General features: G+C 63.2%; 15 protein-coding genes. 8 read left to right on the top strand and 7 right to left on the bottom strand.

The window, feature by feature from the left end:
- Nucleotides 1-183 precede the first annotated feature (183 nt).
- The gene (gene trxA, locus EDC35_RS06705; RefSeq protein ID WP_132976476.1) at nt 184-510 is read right to left on the bottom strand and encodes a thioredoxin TrxA; all 327 of its coding nucleotides are present in this window, start codon (nt 508-510) and stop codon (nt 184-186) included.
- A 210-nt stretch (nt 511-720) separates the two neighbouring features.
- Here trxA and EDC35_RS06700 point away from each other — a divergent pair, with 210 nt between their 5' ends.
- A complete protein-coding gene (locus EDC35_RS06700) occupies nt 721-2,370 on the top strand; it encodes a DEAD/DEAH box helicase (protein ID WP_132976475.1) in 1,650 nt (549 codons plus the stop codon).
- A gap of 32 nt (nt 2,371-2,402) precedes the next feature.
- Here the strand turns inward: EDC35_RS06700 and EDC35_RS06695 are convergent, their stop codons facing one another.
- The 4 genes from EDC35_RS06695 to yrfG all read right to left on the bottom strand — a co-directional run bounded on the left by EDC35_RS06695 (nt 2,403) and on the right by yrfG (nt 5,805).
- Nucleotides 2,403-3,695, bottom strand: a complete 1,293-nt coding sequence (locus EDC35_RS06695) for an FCSD flavin-binding domain-containing protein (RefSeq protein ID WP_132976474.1) — start codon at nt 3,693-3,695, stop codon at nt 2,403-2,405.
- A 23-nt stretch (nt 3,696-3,718) separates the two neighbouring features.
- Entirely contained in the window at nt 3,719-4,321 is a 603-nt protein-coding gene (locus EDC35_RS06690; RefSeq protein ID WP_132976473.1) for a c-type cytochrome, read from the bottom strand.
- Between the two features lie 103 nt (nt 4,322-4,424).
- The gene (locus EDC35_RS06685) at nt 4,425-4,982 is read right to left on the bottom strand and encodes a NapC/NirT family cytochrome c (protein WP_132976472.1); all 558 of its coding nucleotides are present in this window, start codon (nt 4,980-4,982) and stop codon (nt 4,425-4,427) included.
- A 109-nt stretch (nt 4,983-5,091) separates the two neighbouring features.
- Entirely contained in the window at nt 5,092-5,805 is a 714-nt protein-coding gene (gene yrfG, locus EDC35_RS06680; protein WP_132976747.1) for a GMP/IMP nucleotidase, read from the bottom strand.
- 52 nt (nt 5,806-5,857) lie between these two features.
- Here yrfG and EDC35_RS06675 point away from each other — a divergent pair, with 52 nt between their 5' ends.
- From EDC35_RS06675 to EDC35_RS06650, 6 genes are all read left to right on the top strand, one after another.
- The gene (locus EDC35_RS06675) at nt 5,858-8,170 is read left to right on the top strand and encodes a heavy metal translocating P-type ATPase (protein ID WP_132976471.1); all 2,313 of its coding nucleotides are present in this window, start codon (nt 5,858-5,860) and stop codon (nt 8,168-8,170) included.
- A gap of 331 nt (nt 8,171-8,501) precedes the next feature.
- Nucleotides 8,502-9,599, top strand: a complete 1,098-nt coding sequence (locus EDC35_RS06670; RefSeq protein WP_132976470.1) for an alkene reductase — start codon at nt 8,502-8,504, stop codon at nt 9,597-9,599.
- 181 nt (nt 9,600-9,780) lie between these two features.
- Nucleotides 9,781-10,941 (top strand): alcohol dehydrogenase, encoded by a 1,161-nt coding sequence (gene yqhD, locus EDC35_RS06665; protein WP_132976469.1) that lies wholly within the window; start codon nt 9,781-9,783, stop codon nt 10,939-10,941.
- A gap of 221 nt (nt 10,942-11,162) precedes the next feature.
- Complete coding sequence (gene pta / locus EDC35_RS06660; protein ID WP_132976468.1) at nt 11,163-13,280, top strand: phosphate acetyltransferase; 2,118 nt, start codon at nt 11,163-11,165, stop codon at nt 13,278-13,280.
- The gene (locus EDC35_RS06655) at nt 13,277-14,482 is read left to right on the top strand and encodes an acetate/propionate family kinase (protein WP_132976467.1); all 1,206 of its coding nucleotides are present in this window, start codon (nt 13,277-13,279) and stop codon (nt 14,480-14,482) included. The genes pta and EDC35_RS06655 overlap by 4 nt, the downstream gene beginning before the upstream one ends.
- A gap of 95 nt (nt 14,483-14,577) precedes the next feature.
- Nucleotides 14,578-16,311, top strand: a complete 1,734-nt coding sequence (locus EDC35_RS06650) for an OmpA family protein (protein WP_132976466.1) — start codon at nt 14,578-14,580, stop codon at nt 16,309-16,311.
- Nucleotides 16,312-16,559: 248 nt separating this feature from the next.
- Here the strand turns inward: EDC35_RS06650 and bioB are convergent, their stop codons facing one another.
- Both bioB and EDC35_RS06640 read right to left on the bottom strand, forming a co-directional pair.
- Nucleotides 16,560-17,579: a biotin synthase BioB gene (gene bioB, locus EDC35_RS06645; RefSeq protein WP_132976465.1), complete on the bottom strand. Its 1,020-nt coding sequence runs from the start codon at nt 17,577-17,579 to the stop codon at nt 16,560-16,562.
- Between the two features lie 115 nt (nt 17,580-17,694).
- Nucleotides 17,695-18,366: a phosphatase PAP2 family protein gene (locus EDC35_RS06640; RefSeq protein ID WP_132976464.1), complete on the bottom strand. Its 672-nt coding sequence runs from the start codon at nt 18,364-18,366 to the stop codon at nt 17,695-17,697.
- A gap of 135 nt (nt 18,367-18,501) precedes the next feature.
- Between EDC35_RS06640 and EDC35_RS06635 the strand changes: the two genes are divergently transcribed.
- Nucleotides 18,502-19,848: an O-antigen ligase family protein gene (locus EDC35_RS06635; RefSeq protein WP_165903367.1), complete on the top strand. Its 1,347-nt coding sequence runs from the start codon at nt 18,502-18,504 to the stop codon at nt 19,846-19,848.

The raw sequence follows: 19,848 nt of genomic DNA, 5'->3' as shown, positions 1-19,848 counted from the left end.
ACGGTTTTCGTTTAGGACAGAGGTCATGGCTGGCAGGCAGCGCCCCATACAGGATCGACGTTGCGGGTGAAAGCGTCTGGGGGCGGCAGCTTACCGGAGAGAGGACGCCGGACAGGCGCCCCGTGTCGACTTGAAGTCAGGCGATCTCCTCGAAGCGGAGTCGCGTCTGGCGTGCGCGGGCAATCAGAGATTGCTGTCGATGAAGGCCGTCAACTGCGACTTGGACACGGCCCCCACTTTGGTGGCCTCGACCTCCCCGGCGCGAAACAGCATCAACGTCGGGATGCCACGGATGCCGTAACGGGGTGGCGTGTTGGGATTGTCGTCGATGTTGAGCTTGGCGACCTTGAGACGACCGGCATAGTCTCCGGCGATCTCGTCAAGCACGGGCGCGATCATCTTGCAGGGTCCGCACCAGTCGGCCCAGTAATCGACGAGCACGGGTTCGGCGGATTTCAACACATCTTCTTCAAAAGAGTCATCGGTCACATGGACGATGCGATCGCTCACTGAAGTCGTCTCCTGTTTTATTGTCGTCGTGGGGAAGGAGTGAAGGGCTGGCCGTCGAGCGGATTGGCGGCGAGGAGAGTAGCGGGCGAATTGGCGTTGCCATGCGCCCTTGGTTAAGATGCTATTTGATCCAAAGCGCAGATAATTTGCAAGCCTTGCCCGTCTGTGAGGCCCGACCCCAAACGCTGGTCAATCCCGACACTCAACACCATGACAGACAAACATCTCACCCAGATTCGCTTCGACAGCTTTGCGCTCGACCCGCGAATCCTGGCCGGCCTCGCTGACGCAGGCTTCAGCCGCTGCACCCCGATCCAGGCCGAAACGCTCCCGCTTGCGCTGGCCGGCCGCGATGTCGCCGGTCAGGCCCAGACCGGAACGGGTAAAACAGCCGCCTTCCTGCTGGTGGCGATGCAACGACTGTTGAGCCAGCCGCCACCGCCGCCATCCCAGATCTGCCGCCCGCGCGTGCTGATCCTCGCCCCCACCCGCGAGCTGGCGGTGCAGATCCATCGCGACGCCCTGGTGCTGGCAAGCCATACCGGGCTGCGCACAGGACTGGTTTATGGCGGCACCGGCTATCAGCAGCAGCGCGATGATCTGGCCGCCGGCATTGACATCCTCATCGGCACTCCCGGACGTCTGATCGATTATTTCAAGCAGAAGGTCTTCGATCTCCAGGCCATCGAAGTGGTCGTGCTGGATGAAGCCGACCGCATGTTCGATCTCGGTTTCATCAAGGACATCCGTTTTCTGCTGCGGCGCATGCCGCCACCCGAAGCACGGCTCGGTCTGCTCTTTTCGGCCACGCTCTCGTATCGCGTGACCGAACTTGCCTACGAGCACATGAATCATCCGCAACTGGTCAAGATCGAGACCGACAAGATTACCGCAGATCGGGTGCGCCAGGTCTGCTATATGACCTCCAACGACGAAAAGATCCCGCTGCTGCTGGGTCTGGTGCGCGGCTGGACCGATGCGCGCATCATGGTCTTCGTCAACACCAAGCGCGAGGCCGACCGCGTCTGGGGCTATCTCCAGGGTAACGGCATCAACACGGCGGTGCTGTCCGGCGACGTGCCCCAGAAAAAACGGCTCAAGCTGCTGCGCGATTTCACCGACGGCACCCTGCCGGTACTGGTTGGAACGGATGTCGCCGCGCGCGGTCTGCACATCCCGGGCGTGACCCATGTGGTCAACTACGATCTGCCCGAAGATGCCGAGGATTATGTCCACCGCATCGGACGCACCGCCCGCGCCGGTGCGGCAGGCGACGCCATCGGCTTCGTCTGCGAGACCCACGCCTTCTGTCTGCCGGATATCGAGACCTACATCGGCGCCAAGATCCCGGTCCTGCCGGTCGATCCGGCGCTCCTGGCCGAGGTCGATCCGCGCAGCCGGCTGCGTCCGGATCGCGAGGATCGGGAAGAACGGCGTGATCGCGATGGACGCAAACCCCACAGCGAGCGCCCGCCGCGCGCAGAGAGCGGCGAGCGACGCAGTCGCGGTCCACGCGCCAGCGGTCCCAAATCCGGCGACCAGCCATCGATTGACGTCAAGGTCACGCCGCCCGCCGACAGCGCGACAGCCATCCCGGCCCCGCCCGTCATCACCCCAACCCCGGACGAGATCCGCCCCAGGACACCGCGTCGTCGCCCCAAGGTCGAGCAGGCCGCGCTGACGAGTCTGCCGCTGGAATTGATCCAGCTACCGCCCGAACAGGCGGCGATCCTCGGCGCACCGGTGGCCAAAAGCGAGACCACAAACGGCGAGTCGAAACCCAAACGCCGCCGCCGTCGGCGCAAACCCTCCACTGACGGAGTGAACGCCCCCCAATCGACTCTGGAGCCAATCGAATGATCGGCCTGACATCAGACCGATCCGTCTCGTGCTCAACCAAAAATGTCATGCACGATATTGTGGTACCAGCTATAGGCGTACTGAACCTCGCGCGCCAAGGCCCAGCTCGGGGCATCGACCGGGGTCACGCCGCCTGAGTCCGGGACGCTGGCGATGCTGGATCCGTCTTCACTGAGTCGATAGACGCCCGCCACCGAAATCCCGTAGGCGGGCGCCAGAATCGAGTAACAGGTGTTGAGATAGGACGGTGTTCCCGGCATTTCGCCCTTGAGTAGCGCGACGATGGCCGCCGCCGCGACCTTGGCCTGACTGTTGGCGGAATAGGCCGACTTGGGCATCTCGGTGGCGATGGCAGCATCCCCGATCACATGAATGCCCTGGTGGAGTCTGGATTCAAAGGTTTTGACATCGACCGGACACCAGCCGCCTTCGTTGGCGAGACCCGCGACCTGGGCGATCTTCCCGGCACGCTGGGGCGGGATGATGTTCAGGACATCGCCTTTCATCTCGTCGCCGAAACTGGTCTCGACCTGCATCTGGGCAGCATCCACCTTGACCACACCGGCGTCCGGTCCCGCCTGCCAGGCGATCTGCGCCTGCCCGGTGCCGAAACCATAGAGCGTCTCCCAGCCCTTGGTGAACTGGGCCTGCTTGGAGAACTTCTGGTTGCTGTCAAGGATGACGACCTTCGATTTCGGCTTGTGGTGTTTCAGATAATGGGCGATCTGGCTGGCGCGCTCGTAAGGTCCGGGCGGGCAGCGGAAGGGCGCAGGCGGGACGGCGATGATGACGGTTCCGCCATCTTTCAAGTTTTCCAGTTGGGTGCGCAGGATCCTGGTCTGCTCGCCGGCCTTCCAGGCGTGCGGCAGGGTCTCGGCGACCGCTTCGCTATAGCCTTCGATCCTGTCGTATAAAAGCTCGATGCCGGGGGCGACGACGCAGCGGTCATAGCCGAACTCCGTCCCGCCAGCGGTCTTCACGACCTTTTTATCGGGGTCGATGCCGACGGCGCTGTCATGCACGACCTTGACGCCGTGCGCTTTGAGCCCGTCATAGTTTTGCCTGAGCGATTCGAGTTTGCGCTCGCCGCCGATGACCTCATTGCTGAGATAACAGGTGTAGTAGGTCTGGTTGGGCTCGATCAGCGTCACCTCGATGCCCGGATCGGCCAATTTGATGTATTTGGCGGCGGTCGCGCCCCCGGTACCCCCGCCGACCACGACGACCTTGGACGTGGCGCCGAGCGCGAGATGGGGAAAGCCGATCAGACCCGCCGCAGCGGCAACCCCGGAAACCTTGACGAAATCACGTCTGCTGAGTTTCATGTCTGTTCTGTCCTCAGGAAGCGTTAGCGTTGGCTGGCGGCGTAGAAAGCGAACACGGCAGCAAGGCCATCGTCGCCCTGGGCCTTGAGCAGCTCGTCGAGCTTGCTTTTCATTTTCTTTTCCATCGGTCGGCGGCCTTCGCGGAAATCTTCCATGGTGTACTGGAGATAAGGCACCCACTGACCGGCCAGGATGTTGTAATCCTCTTCGTCGGTCACGGGTCTGCCGCCATCGGTGTGGCACTTCTCGCAGTATTTTTCATGCAGCTTCGCCCCCTTTTTGGCGAGCGTTTTATCGAATGTCTGCGCGGCATACTGATACGGCTGCCGCTGGAAGTATTCCCCCATCTTTTTGATTTCATCGCTCGAATAGCCTTTGGCAATGCGGCCCATGATGGTCGAATAGGTCTCGCCGCTTTTGAAGCGTTCCATGGTCTCGACAAAGACCGTCGGAGCCATGGCGGCGATGGAGGGCGCGGTGGGGCCAAGGCTGTTGCCCTGCTGACCGTGGCAGCCGGTGCAACTGTTGGCGAGCATCTCGGCGGTGGCGTCGGCGCGTGCCCCGGAGACGAATCCGCAGGCGAGCACGCCGACCGCGAGCGTCAGGCTGAAGGTTGGTTTAGCCATGGTGTTGCGTCTCTCCTCTTCTTCTCTTGGTTGGATCGGATTGGGGGGCGCTTCGTCAAGGCGATGTGGCACGGCGCCTCAGGAAGCGTCGTCGGCTGGCGTCTCACTCGGAATCGGTCGTTTCGGGTTCGTCCGGCTCATGGTGGGCCACGCCCTTATGACAGTCGATGCAGGTCTCGCCATTTTCCTCCGCAGCAGCGTGTCGGTTGCGCGCCGAGCGGCTCTGTTCAGGAAGATCCATGTGACGCAGCTCATGGCAGGAGCGGCATTCGCGCGAATCGCCGGCCTTCATGCGGTCCCAGACCATGTTGGCCAGATACCAGCGGCGCGCCTCGAATTTCTCCGGGGTATCAATGGTGCCAATGATCTCGTGATAGACATCCTTGGCGGCGACGATCTTGACGATGAGCTTGGGCACCAGTTCCTTGGGGACATGGCAGTCGCCGCAGGAGGTCTGGATACCCGAGCGGTTCCTGTAGTGCAGGGTTTCCTGGTACTCCTTGAAGTTGGTCGACATGGTGTGACAGGAGGTGCAGAACTCCACCGTATTGGTGGAGACGATGGCGAAATCGAGCAGCCACACGAAGGCGATGCCTGCGACAAACATCATGCCTAAAGCAAGACGGGAATAGCGGCGCGGCGATGCCTTGGGCTCGGACATACGGATCCCCCGCGATGGCGACAACGTGCGGTGCCGTTGTCGATGGCAGCCTGGCCGGTCATGTGTATTGACCTTTCGGCATGCTTCATATTGATAATTCTGATGGATCTTACGATATGGATCCGGGCTTGCCAAGACGCGCGACAAGGTCGCAGCCACTCTCATCTGGACGCGGTTTAATCAGCTCCGAAAAATCGCCGATGCCCGAAAATTCGTCGCTCGACCGGCGCGGTTTCCTGGAATCCGGCGCCAGCACAGCGATCAGCCAGCGCAGACCGAAGGCGCGGGCGGTGCGCAGCACGCTCAGGTTGTCGTCGATGAAGAGGGTGCGCTCCGGGTCGAAGGACTCGATGGCCTGGAAGCGGGTCCAGAAGTTTGGCGACTCCTTGGCCTCGCCCAGATCGTGCGCGCTGACGATGCGGTCGAAATGACCGGCGAGTCGGGTGCGGGCCATCTTCAGCCCCAGCGTCTTGCGGTGGGCATTGGTGACCAGCAGGCGCCGCTTGCCGAGCAGGGCCAGGTATTCGAGAAAATCAACCACATGCGGATGGACGGCGATCAGATGTTCGACCTCCTGCTTGAGTCCGACGATGTCCAGCCCCAATTCACGGCTCCAGTGATCCACGCAATACCAGTTCAGGGTGCCCTCGATCGCCGCATAGCGCGGCAGCAGCTCCGCCCGCGCGACCTCCAGCGACAGCCCGCGCAACTCGCCATAGCGGCGCGGGAGATGTTCATGCCAGAAATGGTTGTCGAAATGCAGATCGAGCAGGGTGCCGTCCAGGTCCAGAAAGACGCTGTCGATTTGGTTCCAATCGATCATCATGTGCCCTGCCCTCGCGCGTTCAAATCGTCTGGTTGAAGGAGTTCCGCCCATGCACCCACCATCCAAGCCACTCGCCCGGCCTGTCGTCGCCCGGGAGATCCGGCTTGGCGTGAGCGGTATGAGCTGCGCCGCCTGCGTGGCGCGGGTGGAGCGTATCATCAAGGCGCTGCCGGGTGTGGTCGAGGCGACGGTCAATCTGACCACCGAGTCGGCAGCCATCGCCTATCTCCCGGAAACCATCGATCGCGAGCGCATCGTCCTGGCCATCCGTGCAGCGGGATATGAGCCGATCGAGCCCGAGCCGGACGCAGCCGGGGATGCCGTGTCTCAGTCCGACCAGGCCCAGTTGCATCAGGTCGAGGCGCTGGCGGGTCTGCGGCGCGACCTGATGCTCGCCGCTGGATTCAGCCTGCCCCTTTTGTTCCTGAGCATGGCCCCGATGCTGCTGCCCGGACTCGATGCGGCGCTGCACAGACTGGCCCCGATGGTCGTCTGGGGCTGGGTGCAATGTCTGCTCGCCACCCCGGTTCTGCTGTGGGCCGGGCGACGTTTTCTCGTCTCGGGCTGGATGGAGCTTCGCCATCTGGCGCCCGGCATGAACAGCCTGGTCATGCTCGGCAGTTCAGCGGCCTATCTGTATTCACTCGCTGCGCTGATCCTGCCCGAGCGTTTCCCGACGGGCACCGCCAATCTCTATTTCGAGGCGGCGGCGGTCATCGTCACACTCATTCTGCTGGGTCGCACGCTGGAGGCGCTGGCCAAGGGCCGAACATCCGAGGCGATCCGTCGTCTGGTGCGTCTCCAGCCGCCGACGGCCCGTGTGGTGCGCGCGGACGGCGAGACCGAGATCCCGGCAGTGCAGGTGTTGCCGGGTGATCTGCTCGCGGTGCGTCCCGGCGAGCGCATTCCGGTCGATGGCATCCTCGCCGAAGGCGGAAGCCACATCGACGAGTCCATGATCAGCGGCGAATCACTGCCCGTGCGCAAAGGGATCGGGGATGCGGTCATCGGCGGCACGGTGAATCAGACCGGCGCCTTCCGCTATCGCGCCACCCGCGTCGGCGCGGACATGGTGCTGGCGCAGATCGTGCGGCTGGTGGAAGAGGCCCAGGCCGGCAAGCTGCCGATCCAGCGTGTCGCCGACCGCATCGCGGCGGTCTTCGTCCCGCTGGTCATGCTGGCCGCGCTGATTACTGGCCTGATCTGGCTGTGGCTTGGCCCCGCGCCCGTGCTCAGTCATGCCTTCGTCGCCGCCGTCAGCGTGCTGCTGATCGCCTGTCCCTGCGCCATGGGGCTGGCGACCCCGACCGCCATTCTGGTCGGCACTGGGCGTGGCGCGGCGCTGGGGATCCTCTTCCGGCGCGGTGCGGCGCTGGAGACCCTGGCGCGGGTGGATCATGTGGTGCTGGACAAGACCGGCACCCTGACTGAAGGGCGGCCCGCGCTCACCGATCTCCATGCCTTCGGCGCGACGGACGAGATGGCCCTGACCCTGGCTGCCGCCGTCGAACGACACAGCGAGCATCCCATCGGTGCCGCCATCGTTCAGGCCGCCCAGAAACGCGGACTGGTTCTGCCCGCTGTCACCGAACTGGAGGCCGTGCCGGGCTTCGGCATCCAGGCCCGGATCGATGGCCGGCTGGTCGCCATCGGCGCCGGACGCTTCATGGACCGGCTCGGCGTAGCGCGCGCAGTGGCAGCCGAACCGGCTGCGCGTCTGGCCGAGGCGGGCAAATCGCCCGTCTATCTGGCAGTCGACGGAACCCTGCTGGCGGTTCTGGCGGTCGCCGACCCCATCAAACCCAGCAGCCCGGCGGCGGTCGCCCGGCTGCGTGCGCTGGGGCTTGAAGTGACCATGCTGACCGGAGACGGTCGCCGCACCGCCGAAGCGGTCGCCCGTGTGGCGGGCATCGCCCAGGTCAATGCCGAGCTGCTGCCCGCCGACAAGTCGGTCGCGATCCAGCGCATGCAGGCGCAGGGACGGCGGGTCGCCTTCGTCGGCGACGGCATCAACGACGCTCCCGCGCTCGCGTGCGCCGATGTCGGCATCGCCATCGGCACCGGAACCGAGATCGCGGTGGAAGCGGGTGAAGTCATCCTCATGACCGGCGACCTCATGGGCATCGCCGATGCCATCGCCCTCGCGCGACGCACACTCCGCACTATTCGCGTCAACTTCTTCTGGGCCTATGCCTACAATGTCGCGCTCATCCCCTTGGCAGCCGGGGTCTTTTATCCACTGACCGGTTGGCTGCTGAATCCCATGCTCGCCGCCGCCGCGATGAGTCTTTCCAGCCTTTTCGTCGTCACCAACAGTTTGCGACTGCGACGGTTTGATCCGCGTCCGAATGGACAGGATTAAACCGCGTCCAGCGCGACAGGCGTTATTTTCAGTTTGTGTTTAGCTTTGGAGATGTCATCAAAATCAGTGGAGATGCGGTTTAAAATTTTATATTTTTTAATATCTTAAGCCGCGCCCGCGCGAATGGTCGTCAATTCTGCCAAGGCCGACTCAATCCTCAACGATCACATACCGCACCGGGTGCGGTTTAACAGGATTTTTCAGGATTGACAGGATCCTGGAATGCTTTTTCCTGTACTGCCAACTGCCAACTGCCAACTGCCAACTGCCAACTGCCAACTGCCAACTGCCAACTGCCAACTGCCAACTGCCAACTCTACCGGACAAAAACATGAGCGAACAAACCACCGACCTCTTCCAACCCTATCAACTCGGCAGCCTGACGCTTGCCAATCGCATCGTCATGGCCCCATTGACGCGCAGCCGCGCGGGTGCGGGCGATGTCCCGACGCCCCTGATGGCAACCTACTATGCCCAGCGCGCCAGCGCCGGGCTCATCATCAGTGAGGCGTCGCAGATCTCGCCGCAGGGCAAGGGCTACATCCAGACACCGGGCATCTACAGCGACGAACAGATTGCCGGCTGGAAGCGGATCACCGACGCCGTGCATGAGCAGGGCGGCAAGATCGTCATCCAGCTCTGGCATGTCGGGCGCATCTCGCATCCCGATCTGCAGCAGGACGGCGCACTGCCGGTGGCGCCCTCGGCGGTTCGGGCCAAGGGTCAGGTCTTCACCGGCAGCGGTCTAGTCGAGATGGTGACGCCGCGCGCGCTCGATATTGACGAGCTCCCTGGCATCGTCGCTGATTACCGGCGCGCGGCGCAGAACGCGCGTGCGGCTGGATTCGATGGGGTCGAAATCCACGGTGCCAACGGTTATCTGCTGGATCAGTTTCTGCGCGATCAGAGTAACCGGCGCACCGACAGCTACGGCGGCAGCATCGAGAACCGCGCCCGTCTGCTGCTTGAGGTCGTCGATGCGGTGCTCGAAGTCTGGGAAAAGGACCGCGTCGGCGTGCGTCTCTCGCCGCTTTCGCCGGTCAACGACATCGCCGACAGCGATCCGGGGCCGCTCTTCACGCATGTCGTCAGACAGCTTGCGGCGCGCGACATCGGTTTCCTGCACATCATCGAGGGCGCGACCGGCGGCCCGCGCGACACCGGCCACAGCTTCCAGCTCGCCACGCTGCGCCCCCTGTTTTCGGGCACCTATATCGCCAACAACGGTTACACCCGCGATCTGGCGCTGGCGGTGCGGGCGGGCAACGGCGCCGATCTGATCGCCTTCGGCAAACCCTTCATCTCCAACCCCGATCTGGTCGAACGTCTGCGTCTGAACGCCCCGCTCAATCCGCCGGATGAATCCACTTTCTACGGCGGCGACGCGCACGGCTATACGGACTATCCATTCCTCGATCACTCGGTTTGAGCATGTCCTGAAGACCCTTCATTCAAGGAGATTTCGGGAAGGTTCGCACCCGTAATCGAATCTTTTTATGTTTTTAATTCTTAAACCGCGCCTGCTCTGACGGCCGTCGATGCAACCAAGGTTGCTCCAACCCAAAAACATCGCATACCGCACTGGGCGCGGTTTAATGAGGAACCTGCCGATGCTGAACTTCACCTTTCACAATCCCACCCGCATCCTCTTCGGCGAGGGCCGCATCGCCGATCTGGGAGGCGAAATCCCGAGCGGCGCGCGCGTTCTCATCACTTACGGCGGCGGCAGTGTCGTCAAGACCGGCACCCTGGACGAGGTCAAGGCGGCACTGCAAAACGTCACGGTCTTCGAGTTCGGCGGGATCGAGCCGAATCCCACCTATGAAACACTGATGCAGGCGGTCGAACTTGCCCGCCGCGAGTGCATCGATTTCCTGCTGGCGGTCGGGGGCGGTTCGGTCATCGACGGCACCAAGTTCATCGCCGCAGCCATTCCTTTTGTCGGCGAGCCCTGGGATATCCTCGCCAAACGCGCACCGATCCAGTCCGCCGTGCCCTTTGGCAGCGTGCTCACCCTGCCGGCCACCGGCTCGGAGATGAACAGCGGCTCGGTGATTACCAAAGGGGCCACGCAGGACAAGCTGGCCTTCATGCATCCGCTGCTGTTCCCGGTCTTCTCGGTGCTTGATCCGACCAGGACCTATACGCTTCCACCGCGTCAGGTCGCCAATGGCGTCGTCGATGCCTTTGTGCATATCGCCGAGCAGTATCTGACCTACCCGGTCGATGCCAGGGTGCAGGACCGCTTCGCTGAAGGTCTGCTGCTGACCCTGGTCGAAGAGGGACCGAAGGCGCTGGCCGAACCCGGCAACTATGATGTCCGCGCCAATCTCATGTGGACCGCGACCCTGGCGCTCAACGGTCTGATCGGCGCCGGGGTGCCGCAGGACTGGGCCACCCACATGCTCGGCCACGAGCTGACCGCGCTGCATGGACTCGACCATGCGCAGACCCTGGCCATCGTGCTGCCGGCCATGCTCCAGGTCAGACGCACCCAGAAGCGGGACAAACTCCTGCAATACGCCGAGCGGGTCTGGAATCTGCGCGACGGCAGCGAAGACGAGCGCATCGACGCCGCCATCCGGCACACCCGTGCCTTTTTCGAGTCGCTGGGCGTACCGACCCGTCTCGCCGACTACGGCATCGGCGCCGAGGCCATCCCGCCACTGCTCGACAAGCTGGCGCAGCATGGCATGACCGCGCTTGGTGAACGCCAGGATGTCACGCTTGAACAATCGCGGCAGGTTTACGAACTGGCCTTGTCATCCTGACGCCCGCAGACTCGTTGAACGGTTTGACCGACAAGCCGGCTTGTCGGCCATTTGCGGGCCGACTGCCAGCCGGTTGCGCGGCTAAAGACCCGATACGGCTTTTTACGGCAAAACCGTCATATCCCCATCCACCTTTCACCCGCATAATCTGCTATTTTTGCGCAGTGCAGCATTCGGCGCATCTTTTCGCCGTCTGTCCCCTCCCCCAAGAGTAGAAATCGATGCAAAGCGTTTATATTGCCGGCGCCGGTGCCGGTAGCGGGAAATCCGTGGTGGTGCTCGGGTTCATGGAGATGTTGTCGGCTGTCAATCAGCGGGTGGGCTTTTTCCGGCCCTTCGCGCCGCAGGGCACGAAACCGGACAATCTGACCGCGCTCATTCGCAGTCGCTACGATCTGCCTTTCCCGCCCGAGATGCTTTACGGGTGTACCGTCGATACCGCCCGCCGACTCCTCGGCGCCGGTCGCTATGACGAGCTGCTCAAGCTCATCATGAACAAATTCAAGACACTTGAGGAATGCTGCGATCTGGTCGTCTGCGCGGGCACCGATTACAACGGCCTCGTGTCATCGCTCGAATTCGACTTCAACGCCGATCTGGCCAACAACTTCGACTGCCGGCTGGTGGTCGTGGTCAGAGGTTTCGGGCGCAGCCAGTTGGAATCGCTCGACGCCCTGCGCATCGCGCACGAGATGATGCGCGAACGGGGGGGGAATTTCCTGGCGACCGTACTCAACGGCGTGCCGGCGAACGATGTGGACACCCTGACGCGTCATGCCCGCGAGCTGTTCGCCGCGAGTGAGAACGAGGCCATCTATGTGCTCCCGGAACAGACCGCGCTCAGCATGCCGACCATCGCCGAGGTGCGGCAGGCGCTGAACGCCATCTGTCTCTATGGCGAGGGCGACGAACTGAATCAGGCGGTGAGCAATTACAAGATTGCCGCCATGGAGGTTCCGGATTTCCTGAACTATATCGAGGATGGCGCGCTCATCATCACCTCGGGCGACCGCTCGGACATCATCCTCGCCAGTCTGGCGGCGGATGTGTCATCGTCTTTCCCGCGCGTGGCCGGTCTGCTGCTGACCGGCGATCTGCGACCCGCCGAAAAGATGCAGCGCCTGATCGAAGGTCTGCGCCGGACCAAGCTCCCGATCCTGCGGGTGCCGACCGACACCTTTACCACGACCATGAACGTCAGCCGGATCGAGCCGACCATCCTCCCTGGAGACGATCGCAAGATCGCCGCCGCGCTCGGCGCCTTTGAAGCCAATGTGGACGTGGATGATCTGCGCGAGCGGATTGCGGTGCGCCATTCTGATCGCGTCACGCCAATCATGTTCGAGTACGAGCTGATCCGTCGCGCCAAGGCGCGACGCCAGCGCATCGTGCTCCCGGAAGGGGCCGATGAACGGATCCTGCGCGCGGCGGAGATCCTGACGCTGCGTCAGGCGGCCGATCTGATCCTGCTCGGCAACACTGACCGCATCCACCGCCGCATCAGCGAGCTGGGTCTCAAGCTCGACGGGATCCGGATCATCGACCCGGTGACCTCACCCGATCGCGAACGCTATGCCCGAACCTATTTCGAGCTGCGCAAGCATAAGGGGATTTCGGAGCAGTTGGCCTACGATCTCGTGGAGGATGTCAGCTATTTCGGCACCCTGATGGTCTATCACAGCGACGCAGACGGCATGGTCTCGGGCGCGACCCACACCACCCAGCACACCATTCGTCCCGCCTTCGAGACGGTCAAGACCAAGCCCGGCGTCAAGCTGGTCTCCAGTGTGTTCTTCATGTGTCTGGAGGATCAGGTGCTGGTCTATGGCGACTGCGCCGTGAACCCCAATCCCGACGCCGACGAGCTGGCCGACATCGCCATCACCTCGGCGGCCACCGCCGCCGCCTTCGGCATCGAGCCGCGCGTGGCCATGCTGTCCTATTCGAGCGGCGATTCCGGCAAGGGCGAGGACGTGGAACGGGTGCGCGAGGCGGTGCGCATCGCCCGTCAACGGCGCCCGGATCTCAATCTGGAAGGACCGATCCAGTATGACGCAGCGGTGGATATCGAGGTCGCACATACCAAGATGCCCGAGAGCAAGGTGGCCGGACGCGCCACCGTGCTCATCTTCCCCGACCTCAACACCGGCAACAACACCTACAAAGCGGTCCAGCGCACATCGGGCGCGCTGGCCATCGGCCCGGTCCTGCAGGGGCTGAACAAACCGGTCAACGATCTCAGTCGGGGCTGTACCGTGAATGACATCGTCAACACCGTCGCCATCACCGCCATCCAGGCCCAGAACGAAAATGATGCCGCTCAGGAGCACGTACAATGAAGGTGCTGGTGCTCAATTCGGGCAGTTCATCGATCAAATATCAGCTTTTCCGCAGCGCCGACTGGACCGCCATCGCCTATGGTCTGGTGGCGCGGATCGGCGAGAGCGAAAGCGAACTCAGGCTGAACTGGCTCGATGGCGCGGGCGAGCCGCAGTCCAGCCGGAGCAGCCTGCCGATTCCGACCCACCGGCACGGGATCGACCAGATCGTCGCCAGTCTGCGCGAGAGCGGGGCGCTGGCGGATGTGGCCGAACTGGCTGCCATCGGGCATCGGGTCGTGCATGGCGGCGAGCATTTCAAGCACCCGACCATCGTCGATGACAGTGTGACGACGGCGATCCGCGACACCATTCCGCTCGCGCCGCTGCACAACCCGGACAATCTGGTCGGCATTGAGGTGACGCGAACACTCTTTCCCGGCGTGCCCTCGGTCGCCGTCTTCGATACCGCCTTTCACCAGACCATGCCGCCGGCCGCCTATCGCTATGCGCTGCCTGAGTCGCTCTACAGCGAACATCGCATCCGCCGCTACGGCTTTCACGGCACCTCGCATTATTACGTCGCCAAGCGCGCCGCCGCCTTCCTCGACAAGCCGTTGCAGGACTGCAATCTCATCACCCTGCATCTGGGCAACGGCGCCAGCGCCGCCGCCATCCACGCGGGCCGGTGTGTCGATACATCGATGGGTCTGACCCCGCTGGAAGGTCTGGTGATGGGCACCCGCTGCGGCGACATCGACCCCGCTGCGCTCATTTATCTGAGCAGGAACCTGGGACTCGACGCCGAGGCGCTGGACCGGCTGCTCAATCGTCAGAGCGGACTGCTGGGGATCTGCGGCGTCAACGACATGCGCGAAATCAACCGTCTCGCTCAGGAAGGCCATGCCGACGCCGAGCTGGCCATCGGTATCACCGCCCATCGACTGAAGAAATACATCGGCGCCTATTACGCCGAACTGGGCCGGGTCGATGCCGTCGTCTTCACCGGCGGCATCGGCGAAAATGCGGCTGACATCCGCCGCCGCGCCTGCGCCGGGCTGGAGCGTCTGGGGATTGTGCTGGACAAAGCGGCCAATGAAGCCAGCGAGGCGCGTGGCGAGCGTTGCATCAGTCCGCCCGAGGGCGAGGTCCAGGTGCTGGTGATCCCGACCAATGAGGAGCTGGAGATCGCCCAGCAGGCACTGGCGGCAGTGACGGCCTGAGCGTATCGCGCATTCTCCTGATAAATGCAGGATAATCGCGCGGCCCGATAACACGAGAGCGTTAAACGCCACACATCATCCATCAGGAGGTCACGATGCCCGTATCCAGTCCCGCGCTCTGCAAACCCATCGCCTGGTTTCTGCTGTTCACACTCATCGGCGTCTATGTGCTCTATGAGTGGTACGACGACAGACTCCACGAACAGATCGCGGAGAAGGATGAACGGCTTGCGCTCTCGGCCAAAGAGATCAAGAAGGTGGATGCCCGGCGTCTGGAGTCTGAACAGATGCAGGAGGCGCTGCGCGCACAGATCGTCGCACTCAAGGCTGAACATGAGGAGGCGCTCAAGACCGGGGCCGAGCTCGACCGCGACCTGGAGTCGCTGAAAGCGGCCCATGCCGCTGAACTGGCCAGGATCCAGGCCCAGGCCGACCGGATCGGCGGCGAAAAGGACCAGCTTGCCGCCGCGCACGCCGAGCTGCAAAGCCGTTATGAGGAGGCCAGGGAACAGATCATGGCCCTCCAGAACGATCTCTCGAAGGTGCAGAAAGCCATCGCCGCCGCTGCCGCCGCGCATCGGGCGAAGATCGAAGAGCTGGAACAGCACATCAACGAGCGCATCAATCTCTCCCACATCACCCCGATGGATGCCGAGCTGTTGCGCACGGCCCAGGCCGTGGGCGTGCTGCCGCCGGATGAGGCGGTGACCGGGGAACAGCAGGTCATGGCCGAGCAGCTCGCCGCCGCCACGGCAAAACTGGAATCGCTGCAAGCCGAGCATGACGCCGTGCGCCAGCAATTGGCGCAGACGCAGGAAGCGCTCCAGCGCGCCCAGGCCGAATTCGAGCAGGAAAAGACCGCTGCCGCCCTGGCGCTCGACGCCGCCAAAGCCATTCATGCCGAGGCGATGGCCGAGGCCGAAAGCCGGCTCGCCGAACTGAGCGGACAATCGCCGCAAACGGATGAACAGGCCGAGAAGCTGACCAGCTTGCAGACCCAGATCCAAAACGACACCGCGCTGATCGCCGATCTCAAGGCCAGGGTCGCCGACGCGGAGCAAACGGCGACGAATCAGGCGAAGGAAGCCGAGCAACAGATCGCCGCCTTGACCGAGCGTCTGGCTGCCGAGCAGCAGGCACGGGACGAGGCGAAGCAGCAACAGGAAGCGGCGCTGGAGGCACTCAAAGGCACGCTGGACGACACCACGCAAAAGCTGACGGCGACCGAGGCCGAATTGCAGGCGACCAGGACTCAGACGGACTCGACCCAGGACACCAGGGAACAGGCGGATCCGTCCCTGGCACAGGAGATCGAAGCCGCCAATGCCCGCATCGCCGCGCTGGAAGCCAGTCTGGAGCAGGAACGCGCCAGCGCGACCGACGCCCAGGCCAGTATCCGCGCCGAGGCGGAAAGCGCGGTTGCCAGTCTGCGTGCGCTCTATGCCGGTTTTGCCGAGCTTGGCGGCACCTTCACCGAGCGCGGTCTGCTGCTGCGACTGGCGGAAAGCGAACTGCGTTTTCCCCCTGGTCAGGCCACGCTGCCGGCAGGACAGATCGCCAGCCTGGATCGCATCGCCACCCTGCTTGCGGAACAGCCCAGCCTGACCATCCGCATCGAGGGACACACGGATAGCGCAGGCGGCGACGAACTCAATCTGCCGCTGTCCCGCCAGCGCGCCGTCGCCGTCAAACAGGCGCTGATCGAACGGGGTGTGGAGCCGGTTCGACTCACCGCCGAGGGTCTCGGCGCCTCACGCGCCATCGCCAGCAACGGCACTGCCGAAGGCCGCAGCCAGAACCGCCGGGTGGAGATCTACGTGGTCGAGTAAGACGCAGACGCCCCCGGAAAAGCGGGGGCGTTGTTTGATCGGAAATGCGGTCTGATTTTTAAACCGCGCCCCGGGCGATATGCGATGTTTTTGGCTTGGATCGATCTTGGCGGCATCGACGACCGTGAGAGTTGGCACGGTTTAAAATACTAAAAAATATAGAATTTTAAACCGCGTCCCCGCTAAGTGTCGTGGATGCGCCAAACGTCGAATTGACTCGAAACTCAGCATATCGCTCTGGACGCGGTTTAAATGCGATCAATCGTCTTGTGACAGGCGCCGGGCTCCTGACGCTCGGCCTCGACCTCTTCAAACTCCAGCCCCAGACGGACAAAGAGCGCCCGGTCGCGATCAGACTCGGCATTGGGCGCGGTCAGCAGACGTTCGCCATAGAAAATGGAATTGGCCCCGGCGAAAAAACACAGCGCCTGAAGCTCGTCACTCATCTCGCTGCGCCCGGCGGAGAGACGCACATGCGAGACCGGCATCAGGATGCGCGCAGTCGCCACCACGCGCACGAACTCGAAGGGATCAAGCGCTTCAGCGCCGAACAGAGGCGTACCCTCGACCTGGACCAGCAGATTGATGGGCACGGATTCGGGATGCGCCGGCAGATTGGCGAGCTGGCGCAGCATGGAGGCGCGGTCGCGGCGCGACTCGCCCATGCCGAGGATACCGCCGCTACAGGTCTTGAGCCCGACCGCGCGGATGTGCTCCAGGGTATCGAGCCGGTCCTGATAGGTGCGCGTCGTGATGACCTGTCCGTAAAACTCCGGTGAGGTGTCCAGGTTGTGATTGTAATAATCCAGCCCGGCATCCTTGAGCCGCCGCGCCTGCGCCGCCGTCAGCATACCGAGGGTGACGCAGGTCTGAAGACCCATCGCACGGATCCCCTCGACCATCGCCACCACCTGCTCCAGATTGCGGTCGGTGGGATGACGCCAGGCCGCCCCCATGCAGAAACGGGTCGCGCCCTGTGCTTTGGCCGCGCGCGCCGCCGCCAGCACCTCGTCCAATGGCAGCAGACGTTCCGGCTCAAGCTTCGCCTCGTTGCGCGCGCTCTGCGCGCAGTAGCCGCAATCCTCCGGACAGGCGCCGGTCTTGATGCTCAAAAGCGTACTGACCTGAATCCGGTTGGGATCGAAATGGGCGCGATGAACCGTCTGGGCGTGAAACAGCAGATCGTTGAAGGGCAGATCCAGAATGGATTGAATCTCATCGAGCGCCCAGTCATGGCGGAGAGTCGGGACAGTCGGGGATGGGGACATGGTGGATAATCGGCGCGGCAGCATCTGAGCCAGGGCTTGGCTCAGTTCAAGGCCGGCTATGCTAGATTGTCCAGCAAGGTTGTCAACTTATTAAACCGCATCCCACGGACGCGGTTTAGCGGTCTGCACCGGAACAACCACACAACCGCTCAAGCATCAGATAGCCGATCAGCACCAGAAACAGGGATGTCATCGCGTCGCTGAAAAAATGCCCGCCTGACGCTATGCGCGCCAATCCAACCAGCAGCGTGTAAATCAGAGCGATGCCCACCCAGACCGAGCGACGCCCCATCAGGGTGGCGGCGACCGCGATCAGATAGGCCGCCGCCGCGACATGCCCCGAGCTGAACGAGCCGCCCCCCTGATCCGAGATCACGAATGGCGGGGTGAAGCCTTTGCTGCCGTCGAATTCAAGCACCGTGACCGGACGCGCCCGCCCCCAATGCTCCTTGAGCGTCTGATTGACAAGCAGGCCCGGCACCAGGATCAGCAGACACAGCAGCAGAGCCAGTTTGCGCCCGCTGAAATCAAGCAGGCGACGCCCGCTGTGCCGGTTGAACCACCAGAGCGCGATCAGCGACAGATTGACCACCACCATCAGGACCGGGACCGATTCATGCAGCGTCCGCTCCCAGAGCTGGCCTTTGAGCGTAAAGCCAAGTCCGGGGGTGAAAAACAGCCCGGAGATCAGCAGATCGATCTGCGGGAAGAGCAGCATCAGATCGGCGAAGACGAAGAAGGCGATCCAGATGGCGATGGGCACGCCGAGCGATTTCTGGTGGGTCATCAAATGGCTCCGTTGAGCGCGGCAGGAATCCGGGCGGATTGGTTGCCAGTCTATATGGAAACGCGCCGGCCATGACACGAATGGTCATCATGTCACAGATACAATGGCCTGATTGACATGGAGCGCACCCCGCCAATGCCTTATCATCCACATCCCGCCGCCCTGCCGAACCGAAACATGATCCCGCCGCGCGTCATCCTTGCTCATCAATCCGCGATTGCACGGGTTCTGCTCCTGATCTTCGCCTTTTGCGCCTGGTCATTCACCGCGCCAGCCAATCTGGCGCTGACGCTCCTGATCCTGCTGTTTCTGGCCGACATCCCCCGCCATTGGGCGCAACTGCGCCGCGAGCCGGCATTTCTGCTGCTGGTTGGGGCGCTGTTGTGCACCAGTCTGCTGGCGCTGCGCGGCGTCTGGCTCTTTCCCGCCACGGCCTTCGATCAACTGGACGCAATCGGCGCCTGGAGCGCGCCGCTGCTCTTCATCGTCATTGCCTGGTGGCTGCGACGGGATCCGCAGCAGGTGTGGGCCGTGCTGGGCTGCGCCATGCTGGGACTGGTGGTCGGGGTCTTGCGCAAGACCGACTGGTCGCTGACCGCTGAGGTGCTGAACGGGCTGCGCTACGATTTCGGCCAGTCGGCGCTGGGTCTGGCCTTCATCGCCTCAGTCATGCTGCTGGGGCTCTTTCTGTTCCGTGCGCGGATCGTGCAGATCCATCCTGGCGGTCGCGCCCGACCGCTGCTCGGCTGGACGCTCTGGGGGCTGGGACTGGCGCTGCTGCTGGTGATTCTGGTCGTCACCCAGTCGCGCGGCGCGGCGCTGGGACTGGCCGTCGCCGGGGGACTCTATGCCTTTATCCAGAGTCGTTCACGTCAGGGTGAGCGTTCGCCGCGCCAGAAGCGCCTGAGCTTCGCCTTTGCCGCGCTGCTGGTGGCGCTGGCCGTCCTGCTGCTGTGGACGGCCAAAAGCCGTCAGGTCTATGACTGGCAGGAGCTGACAACCGGCAGCCGGCACAGCGAGTTGAGCTATGCCGGTTCGATCTCGACCCGCCTCAATCTGTTGCAGGTGGGCGTGCAGGTCATCGCCGAGCGCCCGCTGCTCGGCTTCGGGCCGGGAACCAGCGCCACCGAGTTTCTGGTGCCACAGCGGATCGTCCCGGTGTCTGACTATCAGCTCGCCCATGCACCGGAGTGGTCGCATCTGCACAGCGTGCCGCTGGAGCTGCTGGTGCGCTTCGGTCTGGCGGGACTGCTGATCGCCAGCGCGCTGCTTGCAGTGCTGGGGCGCGCCTATCGCTCGCTCTGGTCCGATCCCGGCACGGCGCCGGATCTGCGTCTTTTTCTGACCCTGGGCGGGGTCATGCTGCTGCTCTATTGTCTCTACGATTTCCGCCTCCTGAACCTGGATCTGCGCTTTTTCTGCATCCTCTTTCTGGGCCTGCTCTATGGTCTGCATCTGGCAACAGAGGACCGCAAGGAATGA

The organism is Thiobaca trueperi (assembly GCF_004342175.1).
Taxonomy (GTDB): domain Bacteria; phylum Pseudomonadota; class Gammaproteobacteria; order Chromatiales; family Chromatiaceae; genus Thiobaca; species Thiobaca trueperi.
This window is presented reverse-complemented; position numbering and strand designations above follow the sequence as displayed.